General features: G+C 72.4%; 2 protein-coding genes. Both read left to right on the forward strand.

Annotated features, from left to right (window positions below):
• Positions 1-795: 795 nt before the first annotated feature.
• Positions 796-10,332, forward strand: a complete 9,537-nt coding sequence (locus AB0J58_RS28290) for a type I polyketide synthase (protein WP_364221030.1) — start codon at positions 796-798, stop codon at positions 10,330-10,332.
• A 1-nt stretch (position 10,333) separates the two neighbouring features.
• Positions 10,334-12,261, forward strand: a 1,928-nt coding sequence (locus AB0J58_RS28295; RefSeq protein WP_364221033.1) for a type I polyketide synthase, incomplete at its 3' end; no start/stop codon positions are given.

Genomic DNA, 12,261 nt, shown 5'->3' on the forward strand with positions numbered 1-12,261 from the left:
CGCCCTATCCCATCTCGAACCCCCTACGCTCACTAGGGGCCAAGGTCCTGCCGAACGGGGTCCTTCTGGCCGATGTCTTCGCGCGCGATGCCCCGTTCCGCCACCGAAGCGCACGCCGAGACCCTCCGTCCGCGCCACGGGACACCGTCCTCCGCGACGGTGCCCCGCGCATGTCGATGAGCGATGTGGAAGCGCGGGAAGTACATCCGGGGCACGCGACTCGTACGGCGTCGCCGGGCACGGGTGGCGTGCGAACCCGGCGGCGTGCGGCGGACGGTACGGCCTCGGTACCGGCTTTGCTGAGCTGGGCGATCACAGTGATCCCCAAGAGTTTCACAAGTGGCCTCTGTGATCTTAAGCGAGCACATTCCAATCGGGGAAAGGGCTCCTCCGAGATGACCGACTTCGACATGACCGCTCACCGGCTCGACGACGGCTAGCCCGCCGCCGTCACCGGTGGCATGGCCCCGAACGTCGACCGGCTCGACCGCGACCGACGCGACGCCGTCGTCTCGTCCCTGCCGTGGTCAGGCGGTATCCGCGGGGCATCTGCGCGGGCGTTCCCCTTCCACCGGCTGTCGTCGATCCGCTCCTCCCGTTGACACGGCGGGACGGGCGCCGAGCGGCTTTCGCACTCCTGTGGCGGCGTCTCACATCTCCGGCGAAGGCCCCACTGTCTCCGGCTCCTCATGTGGCCGTACTCCAGGCGTGCACCCCTGAACGACGTCCCACGGCTGAGCATGCGACGCGTCTCGGATTCATACGTCTGCCTACCCTGCGGAAGGACCATCTCCTGTGCGCGCCGACGAGACGGCACACGATCCAACGAGCAGTTCCGATGAGCCGATCGCGATCGTCGGAGTGTCCTGCCGACTCCCCCAGGCGCCGAATCCGGAGGCGTTCTGGCGGTTGCTCCGGGACGGGGTGGACGCACTGACGCCCGTGCCCGAGGGCCGGTGGGACATCGAGCCGGGAGATGACGCGGGTGTCCGGCGCGGTGGATTCCTCGACGCGGTCGCCGAGTTCGACGCGGGCTTTTTCGGGATCTCGCCCCGCGAGGCCGTCGCCATGGATCCCCAGCAGCGGTTGACGCTGGAGCTGGCGTGGGAGGCGCTCGAAGACGGGGGCATCCTCCCCGCGTCCCTGGCCGGTAGCCGGACGGCGGTCTTCGTCGGGGCGACAGGGGATGAGTACGCCCGGCTGCTGGATCGGCGGGGAACCGCCGCCATCTCCCAGCACACCCTGACGGGGCTGAACCGGGGCCTCATCGCCAACCGCGTGTCGTACGCCCTGGGGTTGCGGGGCCCCAGCATGACGGTGGACGCCGCGCAGGCCTCGTCCCTGGTCGCCGTCCATCTGGCGGTCGAGAGCCTGCGGAGCGGGGAGTCGGCTCTCGCGCTGGTGGGCGGGGTGAACCTCGGCATCCTGCCGGAGGGGACCCTGGCCGCGGCGAGGTTCGGCGGCCTGTCCGCGGATGGCCGTTGTTTCACCTTCGACGCCCGCGCCAACGGGTTCGTACGCGGCGAGGGCGGGGTCGTCGTCGTGCTCAAGCCGCTGGCCCGCGCGTTGGCGGACGAGGACCGGATCTACTGCGTGATCCGGGGCAGCGCGGTGAACAACGACGGTGCCACCGGCGGGCTGACCGTGCCCGACGCCGACGCCCAGGCGGACGTGGTGCGGCGCGCGTGCGCGCGGGCCGGTGTCTCGCCCGTGCAGGTGCAGTACGTGGAGTTGCACGGCACCGGGACCAGGCGTGGCGATCCGATCGAGGCCGCCGCCCTCGGTTCGGCGGTAGGCGCCTTTCACCCGGCGGACAGCCCGCTCGTCGTCGGGTCCGTCAAGACGAATGTCGGTCATCTGGAGGCGGCCGCCGGAATCGTGGGCCTGCTCAAAGTCGCGCTGAGCATCGAGGCGCGGACGTTGCCGGCGAGCTTGAACTTCACATCGCCTTCTCCGGCCATCCCGCTCGACGAACTGAACCTGCGCGTGCGGACGGCTTCGGGTCCCTGGCCTCATCCGGATCGGCCCCTGATCGCCGGTGTCAGCTCGTTCGGGATGGGGGGCAGCAACGCGCATGTGATCGTGGAGGAGGCGCCGCCGGTCGCCGAGCCCTCGTCGGCCGGCCTCGTGGAGGACCCCGGCGGCCCGGAGGTGGTGCCCTGGGTGGTCTCGGGCCGCTCGGAGGCGGCGTTGGCCGCGCAGGCCGCCCGGCTGGTGGAGCGCGTCGAGGCCGATCCCGGGCTGCGTCCGGTGGATTTGGGCTACAGCCTCGCGACCACGCGCACCGCCTTCGAGCATCGGGCGGTGGTGCTGGGGAGCGAGCGCGGCGACCTTCTCCGGGGCCTGACCGCGCTGGCCGGGGACACCGCGACGCCCAACCTGGTGCGGGGCACGCCCGTGCCCGGCAGGACCGTGTTCGTCTTCCCCGGCCAGGGGTCCCAGTGGGCCGGCATGGCCGTCGAACTCTCCGAAGCCTCCGCCGTGTTCGCCGGGGCGCTCGACGAGTGCGCCGAGGCACTGGCTCCGCATGTTCGCTGGAACCTCGGCGAGGCGCTCCGTGATCCCGCCGCTCTCCGGTCCGTCGAGGTCGTGCAGCCCGCCCTGTTCGCGGTGATGGTCTCCCTCGCCCGGCACTGGGAGGCGCACGGGGTGCGCCCCGAGGCCGTGGTCGGGCATTCCCAGGGTGAGATCGCCGCGGCCTGCGTCGCCGGTGCGGTGAGCCTGGCGGACGCCGCCCGGATCGTGGCCCTGCGCAGCCGGGCCCTCACCCGCCTCGCCGGTACGGGCGGGATGGCGTTCCTGGGGCTCCCCGCCGACGAGGTCCGCGGCGAGTTGGCCGGTCGGCGCGGGCGTCTGGCCGTCGCCGCCGTCAACGGCCCCGCCGCGACCGTCGTGTCCGGAGACGCCGACGCCGTCGCCGGGATGGTGGCGGACCTGCAGGCCAGGGGAGTCCACGCGCGGGTCATCGCGGTCGACTACGCCTCCCACTGCGCACATGTGGAGGTGCTGCGGGAGCCGATCCTCGACGGGCTCGGTTCGATCAAGTCGTCTTCCGGCCGGGTCCCTTTCCATTCGACCGTCACCGGCGAGGTCATGGATACCGCCGGGCTCGACGCCGGCTACTGGTATCGGAACCTTCGCCGGCCGGTCGACTTCGAACGCGCGGTTCGCGGTCTGCTGGCCGCGGGATACCACCGCTTCATCGAGATCAGCCCGCACCCCGTACTGACCACCGCGATCATGGACACGGCCGCCGACGCGGATTCCCCTGTCGCCGTCATCGACTCGCTGCGTCGCGACGACGGCGGCTCCGCCCGCTTCCGGACCTCACTCGCCCACGCTCACGTCAGCGGCGCACCGGTCGACTGGACCACCACACTCACCGCCGGCCGGCGGGTCCACCTGCCGACCTATGCCTTCCAGCGTCGGTCGTACTGGCCCGGCGAGGCGGCGCGGCCCGTCCGCGCCGTGGCCGCGGAGAACGGGGCCGCGGAGAACGGGGCCGGCGAGTCCCGGCCGGTCGATCGGACGCCGGGCGTTCCCAGGACGGAGACCTCGTCGCTCTCCGGCAGGCTGACCGCGGCGAACACGGAGGAGCGGCCGCGGGTCCTGCTGGAGTTCGTGCGGGCACACGCCGCGGCGGTCATGGGCCATGCCGGTCCGGACGCCGTCGAGCCCGGGCGGATGTTCAAGGACCTGGGGTTCGACTCGCTCATGGCGGTCGAACTCGGCAACAGGCTGACCGACGCGGCCGGGTTGCGACGCGATGCCACGCTCGTCTACGCCCACCCCACCCCCGAAGCGCTCGCCCGCCACCTCGGTGAGGCGGTGTGGGGCGACGGCCGCACGGGAGCGGCGCGCGAGGAGGACGCGGAGGTCAGAGCCGGCGAACCGATCGCGATCATCGGAATGGCCTGCCGTTATCCGGGCGGTGTCGGTTCACCGGAGGACCTGTGGCGGCTGGTGGCGGACGAGGTCGACGCGACGGGGCCGTTCCCGACCGACCGAGGATGGGACCTGAGCCGGCTGTACGACCCGCGGCCGGGAGTGCCGGGCCGGACCTACGTCCGGCGAGGCGGTTTCCTCGACGCCGCCGCCTTCGACGCCGACTTCTTCGGGATCGGCCCCCGCGAGGCCGCCGCGATGGATCCCCAGCAGCGGCTGCTGCTGGAGGTCGCCTGGGAGGCGTTCGAACGGCCCGGCATCGATCCGGCCACGCTGCGCGGCGCCCCCGTCGGGGTGTTCGTCGGCGCCGGAGCCCAGGAGTACGGCCCGCGCCTGTACGAACCGGCGGACGGCCACAACGGCTACCTGCTGACCGGGAACTCGCCCAGCGTCGCGTCCGGGCGGATCGCGCACACGTTCGCCTTCGAAGGCCCGAGCATCACGGTCGACACGGCCTGCTCCTCCTCCCTGGTCGCCATGCACCTCGCAGCCCAGGCCCTGCGTCAGGGCGAATGCTCGATGGCACTGGCCGGTGGTGCCGCCGTCCTGTCCAGCCCCGGATTGTTCGTCGAGTTCAGCATGCAGCGGGGGCTTTCCCACGACGGCCGGTGCAAGCCCTTCGCCGCGGCGGCCGACGGCACCGCCTGGGGGGAGGGCGCCGCTCTCGTGCTCATGGAGCGCCTGTCCGATGCCCGGCGTCTGGGTCACCGGGTGCTCGCGGTGATCCGGGGGTCGGCGGTGAACCAGGACGGCGCGAGCAACGGCCTGACCGCGCCGAACGGGTTGTCACAGCAGCGTGTGATCAGGCAGGCGCTGACGGCCGCCGGGCTCGGCGAAGGCGACGTGGACGCGGTGGAGGCCCACGGCACCGGTACCACCGTGGGCGACCCGATCGAGGCCCAGGCCATCATCGCCACCTATGGCCGGAACCGGCCGGTCGATCGGCCGCTGTGGCTGGGGTCGATGAAGTCCAACATCGGCCACACCCAGGCCGCGGCCGGGGTCGGCGGTGTGATCAAGATGGTCATGGCGATGGAGCGTCGCGTCCTGCCCAAGACCCTGAACGTCGACGAGCCAAGCCCGCACGTCGACTGGGCGGGCGGGGCGGTGTCGCTGCTCACCGAACCGCGGCCGTGGCTCCCGTACGGGCGGCCGCGGCGGGCGGCGGTGTCGTCCTTCGGGATCAGCGGCACGAACGCGCACCTCATCTTGGAGGAGCCGCCGTCGGTCGCCGAACCCACGGCGGCCGACTCCACGGACGCGGGCACGGTGGAGCGTCGCGCGCTGCCCTGGCTCCTGTCGGCGAGGTCCGAGGGGGCGCTGCGCGCGCAGGCCGCTCGACTGGCGGAGTTCGTCCGGGCCGATCCGGAACCGCGGCCGGTCGACGTGGCCTACAGCCTGGCCACCACCCGCGCCGTGTTCGAGCATCGCGCGGCGGTGACGGGAGGCGAACACGCGGACTTCCTCTCCGGCCTGACCGCGCTGGCCGAGGGAGTCGCGGCCCCCAACGTCTCCCGGGGCGTGCCCGCCCACGGCAGGACCGTGTTCGTCTTTCCCGGGCAGGGCTCTCAGTGGGCGGGCATGGCCGTCGAGCTGGCCGAACACTCACCGGTCTTCGCCGAGGCGCTCGCCGAGTGCGCGGACGCCCTGGCTCCGCACGTTCCGTGGGACCTGCACGAGGTGCTCCGCGACGCCGGCGCTCTGGCCCGGGTGGACGTCGTGCAGCCCGCTCTGTTCGCCGTCATGGTGTCCTTGGCCCGGAACTGGGAGGCCCATGGCGTTCGCCCGGACGCGGTCGTCGGCCACTCCCAGGGGGAGATCGCCGCGGCGTGTGTCGCGGGAGCCCTGTCCCTGGCGGACGCCGCACGTGTCGTCGCGCTGCGCAGCCGGGCCCTGACCGCGCTCGCCGGTACCGGCGGCATGGCGTTCCTGGGTGTGCCGGCCGATCGTGTCCGCGAGGAACTGGCCGGTCGGCGAGGGCGTCTGTCGGTGGCCGCGGTCAACGGCCCGGCCGCCACCGTGGTGGCGGGGGACCCGGACGCGGTCGAGGAGATCATGGCCGTCTACCGGGCCAGGGGGGCGCAGGCCCGGAGGGTCGCGGTGGACTACGCCTCGCACTGCCCGCACGTGGAGGCTCTTCGTGAGCCGATCCTCGAAGCGCTCGCCGCGACAGCGCCACGGGCGGGACGGATCCCGTTCTACTCCACCGTCACAGGCGAGGCGCTGGACACCGCGGGACTGGACGCGGGCTACTGGTACCGCAACCTACGCCACGGTGTGGAGTTCGAGCGTACGATCCGCACCCTGATCCAGGATGGACACGACCGTTTCGTCGAGGTCGGCCCGCATCCGGTGCTGACCGGTGCGATCGAGGACACCGCGGCCGACGCGGGAGCCACCGTCGCGGTCATCGAGTCGCTACGCCGCCAGGAGGGCGGGCCGGAGCGGTTCAGCGCCTCGCTCGCCGACGCCTGGGTCAGCGGCGCGCCGGTCGACCGGATACCGGTCCTCGAAGCCGGACGCCGTCGTGGTCTGCCGACGTACGCGTTCCAGCGCCGGTCCTACTGGCTGCCCCCCGCCCTCGGGGCGGGCGACGTGACGAGGGCAGGGGTGGACGCGGCGGACCATCCGTTGCTGGGCGCGGCGGTGGAGATGGCCGACGGCACCGGTGTCGTCTTCACGGGTTCGTTGTCGCGAAGCGCGCATCCGTGGCTGGCCGATCACGCGGTGCTGGGCCGGGTGCTGCTGCCGGGTGCCGCGTTCGCGGAACTGGCTCTGCACGCGGCGGACCGTCTGGGCTGCGGGGGGATCGAGGAGCTGACCCTGGAGGCGCCGCTGGCGGTACCGGATGAGGGCGGGCAGGTGTCCGTCCAACTCCTCATCGCCGGACCCGGCGATGAGGGACGGCGCTCGTTCACGATCCATTCCCGCCGGGGCGGGGCCTCGGCGGACGGGGACCGGTGGACGCGGAACGCCTCCGGAGTGCTGGCACCCCTGATCGCCGGCGAGGGGGAGCACCTGGCGATGTGGCCGCCCGCGGGTGCGACGCCGATGGCGCTCGACGGGGCGTACGAGCGGCTGGCCGAGCGGGGATACGGGTACGGGCCGGCTTTTCAGGGGGTGCACGCGGTCTGGCGGCGGGGCGAGGAGACCTTCGCCGAGGTGCGGCTGCCCGAGCCGGTGGCCGACGACGGCTACGGAATTCACCCGGCGCTGCTGGACGCGGCCCTGCAGACGATCCTGGTGGCCGGCGCGGATGCCGGCGCCGTACGACTGCCGTTCTCCTGGAGCGGGGTGCGCCTGTTCGCCACCGGGGCGCGGACGTTGCGCGTCCGGGTATCCCCTACGTCCGCCGACGCCGTCGGCCTGGTCTGCGCCGACCCCGGCGGGGCGCCGGTCGCGCTGGTGGAGGAGCTCACGCTCCGGCCCGTGCGCGCGGAGCAGCTGGACCTTCTCGACCGTCCCGTTGCCGGTGAGTGGCATGAGGGGACGCACCTGCTCGACTGGACGCCGGTCGACGCGGTCGAGACGCCGCTGAACACCACCTCGACCTGGGTGGTACGGCTCGGCGCCGACGGGCAGGACCGCCCGGGGACGGAGCCGCTCGCCGGCCTTCCGCCCGGTCGACGGTTCGCCGGTCTGGATCAGCTGCGCGCGTGGCTCGACGACCACCCGGTTCCCGCCGGACCTGGCGTGGTGGTCGCCGTGATGGACGCGGGCAAGGACTGGGAGAGCGCCGCCGCGGCCGCCGGCCGTGTCGAGAGCGTGCTGAGCCTGGTGCGGGGCTGGCTCGCCGACGAGCGGTTCGACGGGTCGCGGCTGGTGGTGGTGACACGCGGTGCGGTCGCGGCGTTTGACGGCGAGACTGTCGGCGACGTGCCGGCCGCGGTGTGGGGGCTGGTCCGTACCGCGCAGACCGAGAACCCGCAGCGGCTGGCGCTGATCGACGTGGACGGACGTCAGGCGTCGGACGCCGCGCTGGCGGGTGCGATCGGGACCGTGTCGACGGGAGGCGAGTCCCAGCTCGCGGTTCGTGAGGGGCGGCTGCTGGCGGCACGGGTGGTCCCGTATCCGGCGCGGAGGGGTGCGCTGGTGCCGCCGGGGCGGAGCGGCTGGCGGCTGGAGGTGACCGAGCAGGGCGGACTGGACGCCCTGGCGCTGGTCGACTGCCCGGAGTCGGTCGGCGGGCTGGAGCCCGGGCAGGTCCGTGTCGCGCTGCGGGCGGCCGGGCTGAACTTCCGGGACGTGCTCATCGCGCTGGACATGCTGGCCGACCGCAGGGTGCTCCGGGAGGGGGCCGGAGTCGTCGTCGAGGTCGGCGCGGAGGTCACCGGAGTGCGTCCGGGCGACCGGGTGATGGGGTTGTTCCCGAACGGCGCCGGGCCGGTGACGGTGACGGATCGGCGCCTGGTCGCCCGGATACCGGGAGACTGGTCGTTCGCGCGGGCGGCCGGGGTGCCGGTGGTGTTCCTGACCGCGTTCCACGGGCTTGTGGACCTGGCCGGACTGAAACCGGGGGAATCGCTCCTGGTTCACGCGGGAGCCGGCGGTGTGGGCATGGCGGCGATCCAGCTGGCCCGGCATCTGGGTGCGGAGGTCTACGCGACCGCGAGCGACGGCAAGCGGGACGTCCTGCGCGGCCTCGGGGTGGACGACGGGCGGATCGCCTCCACCCGGGACCTGGCCTTCGCCCGGCGTTTCCTGCGAGCCACCGGGGGACGCGGTGTGGATGTGGTGCTGAACTCACTGGCGCGGGAGTTCGTCGACGCCTCCCTCGACCTGCTGCCCCGCGGGGGCAGTTTCATCGAGATGGGCAAGACCGACCTACGCGACCCCGATGAGATCGCCAAGGCCCATCCCGGCGTCGCCTACCAGGCGTTCGACCTGTTGCGGCTGGAACCCGATCATGTTCAGCGGATGCTCGTGGAGCTGGTCGGGCTGTTCGAGCGGGGAGTGCTCCAGCCGTTGCCGGTGACCTGCTGGGACATCCGGCAGGCTCCGCGGGCCTTCCGGTTCATGAGCCAGGCCCGTCATGTCGGGAAGATCGTGCTCACCGTGCCCGCGCCGTTCGACCCGGAGGGCACGGTTCTGATCACTGGTGGAACCGGGACGCTGGGCTCGTTCGTGGCCCGGCACCTCGTCCGCCGGCACGGCGCCCGCAGGCTCCTGCTGACCAGCCGGCGCGGACCGGACGCCGAAGGGGCCTCGGAACTGGCGGCGGAACTCGGCGCACTCGGCGCGCGGGTGGAGATCGTCGCATGCGACATCGGCGACCGCGATGCCCTGGCCGGCCTGCTCGCCGGACGCGCACTGACCATGGTGGTCCACGCCGCGGGCGTGTTGCGCGACGGCGTCATCGGCTCCCTGACCTCGGAGCGGTTTCAGGAGGTGTGGCGTCCGAAGGCGCAGGCGGCCTGGACCCTGCACGAGCTCACCCGCGATCAGGACCTGACCGCGTTCGTCATGTTCTCCTCGGCCCTCGGTACGCTGGGCGGCCCCGGACAGGCCAACTACGCCGCCGCCAACGCCTACCTCGACGCCCTGGCCCGGCACCGCCACACCCTTGGCCTGCCCGGCCTCTCCCTCGCCTGGGGACTGTGGGAACAGAGCAGCGGCATGACAGGGGGCCTCACCGCCACCGACCTGCGGCGGATGACCCGCTCGGGCCTCAAACCCCTCACCGCCGAGTCCGGGCTCGCCCTGTTCGACAGGGCGTTGTCGACCGGAGATCCGTTCCTGCTGCTCACGGAGTTCGACGGGGCGGCGCTGGTCGCCGCGGCCCGTGAGGGGACCGTGCCGCCGCTGCTGCGGGGGCTGGTCCGCACACCGGCCAGGCGAACCGCCGGTGCCGCCGCTCCGTCAGGCACCGTCTCGCTCGCCGAACAGCTCGCCGGGCTGACCGAGGTCGCCCAGCGCGGCCTGTTGCTCGACATGGTCCGAGATCACGTGGCCGCCACCCTCGGGCACGCCGACTCCGCCGGCGTCGACGTCCGCCGCGCGTTCAAGGAGGTCGGCTTCGACTCCCTGTCCGCGGTCGAACTTCGCAACCGCCTCAACACCGCCACCGGCCTGCGCCTTCCCTCCAGCCTCATCTTCGACCACCCGACTCCGGAGGCGGTCGCGCTCCACCTGCACGCCGCGGTCGCCGGGCCCACCGCCGAGGCCGACCCGGAGGAGAGCGCCGTACGCGCCACGCTCGCCGCCATTCCGCTGTGGAGGCTACGTGAAACCGGACTGATGGAGCAGTTGCTGGCCCTCGCCAACGGTTCACCGGCACACGACACCGTGCGAATTCCGAGCACCGACGACATCGACACCATGGACCCCCGCGACCTTCTAGAACTGGCCCACGACTATTCCTCGTGGCCGGGTGGATCGGAGAGTTGAGATGAAGGCATCCGGCGAAGAACTCGTCGAGGCGCTGCGCCGCTCTCTGAAAGAGATCCAGCGGCTGAAGCAGGCCAGTCAGCGTTCGACCGACCGGGCACGCGAACCGATCGCCATCGTGGGCATCGGTTGCCGTTACCCGGGCGGGGTGCGCTCGGCGCGGGATCTGGGGCGGTTGGTCGCGGACGGGGTGGACGCGCTCGGGGCGTTTCCCGTCAACCGGGAGTGGGACCTCGACGCCCTGTTCCATCCGGATCCTGATCACGCCGGAACCACGTACGCGCGAGAGGGAGGGTTCCTGCACGACGCGGACGGATTCGACGCGGAGTTCTTCGGTATCTCGCCCCGTGAGGCGTTGGGGATGGATCCGCAGCAGCGGCTGCTGCTGGAGGTCGCCTGGGAGACGCTCGAACACGCGGGCATCGACCCGGCCGGCTTGCGCGGCACCGCGACGGGGGTGTTCGTCGGAGCCCTGACCTCCGAGTACGGCCCCCGCCTGCACGAGCCGACCGCGGGCCACGACGGCTACCTGCTGACCGGGAGCACCCTCAGTGTGGCGTCCGGCCGCATCGCGTACACGCTGGGCTTGGAGGGGCCGGCGATCACGGTGGACACCGCGTGCTCCTCCTCGCTGGTGGCGATCCATCTGGCCGTTCAGGCGTTGCGCCGGGATGAGTGCGAGCTGGCGCTGGCCGGCGGCGTCACGGTCATGGCGACCCCGGGGATGTACGTGGAGTTCGCGCGGCAGCGGGGGCTGGCACCCGATGGGCGGTGTAAGTCGTTCGCCGCGGCGGCCGATGGGACCGGCTGGGGCGAGGGCGCCGGGATGCTGCTGCTGGAGAGGTTGTCCGACGCCCGTCGCCTGGGTCACCCGGTGCTGGCGGTGATCCGGGGGACGGCGGTGAACCAGGACGGGGCTTCCAACGGCCTGACGGCTCCCAACGGCCCTTCGCAGCAGCGTGTCATTCGTGCCGCTCTGGCGGAGGCGGGGCTGGCCGCCGCGGAGGTGGACGCGGTGGAGGCGCACGGGACCGGGACCAGGTTGGGTGATCCGATCGAGGCGCAGGCGATCCTCGCCACCTATGGGCAGGACCGGCCGGCTGATCGGCCGTTGTGGCTGGGGTCGCTGAAGTCCAACATCGGTCACACCATGGCCGCCGCCGGCGTGGGCGGTGTGATCAAGATGGTGATGGCGATGGAGCGGGGGGTGTTGCCGAGGACGTTGCATGTGGATGAGCCGAGTCCGCATGTGGACTGGTCCGAGGGGGCGGTGTCGCTGCTGACCGAGGCGCGGGTGTGGCCGGGGGGCGGGCGGCCCAGGCGTGCGGGGGTGTCGTCGTTCGGTATCAGCGGGACGAACGCTCATCTCATCTTGGAGGAGCCGCCGGTCGTCTCGGAGGGGGCGCCGGTCGTCGATGGCCTCGGTGCCGGTGGTGCCGGTGGGGTTTCCGCTGGGTCGTCGTTGGTGGTGTGGCCGCTTTCGGGGCGCAGTGAGGAGGTGTTGCGGGAGCAGGCGCGGCGGTTGGGCGGGTATCTGGCCGATCGTCCGGATACGGATGCGGATGTGGATGCGGTGGCCGTGGCGCATGGGCTGGCGGTCGGGCGGACGCATTTCGCGCATCGGGCGGTGATCGTGGACCCGGCGGTCGGTGATGTCGAGCAGACGACCGAGGCTGTTGGGGCTGTTGCCGAGGGGCGTGTTCATCCGGGTGTGGTGTACGGGCGGGTGAGTGCGCAGGGGCCGGGCAGGACGGTGTTCGTCTTTCCCGGTCAGGGGTCGCAGCAGGCCGGTATGGGCCTGCAGTTGTATGACGCCTTCGAGGTGTTTCGTGATGCTTTGGATGAGTGTGATCGGGTGTTGGGTGCGCATACCGGTTGGTCGGTGGTGCAGGTGTTGCGGGGGGGTGCGGGGGCGCCGGCGTTGGTGGG

The sequence above is a fragment of the Streptosporangium sp. NPDC049644 genome (genome assembly GCF_040675205.1).
Lineage (GTDB): Bacteria > Actinomycetota > Actinomycetes > Streptosporangiales > Streptosporangiaceae > Streptosporangium > Streptosporangium fukuiense.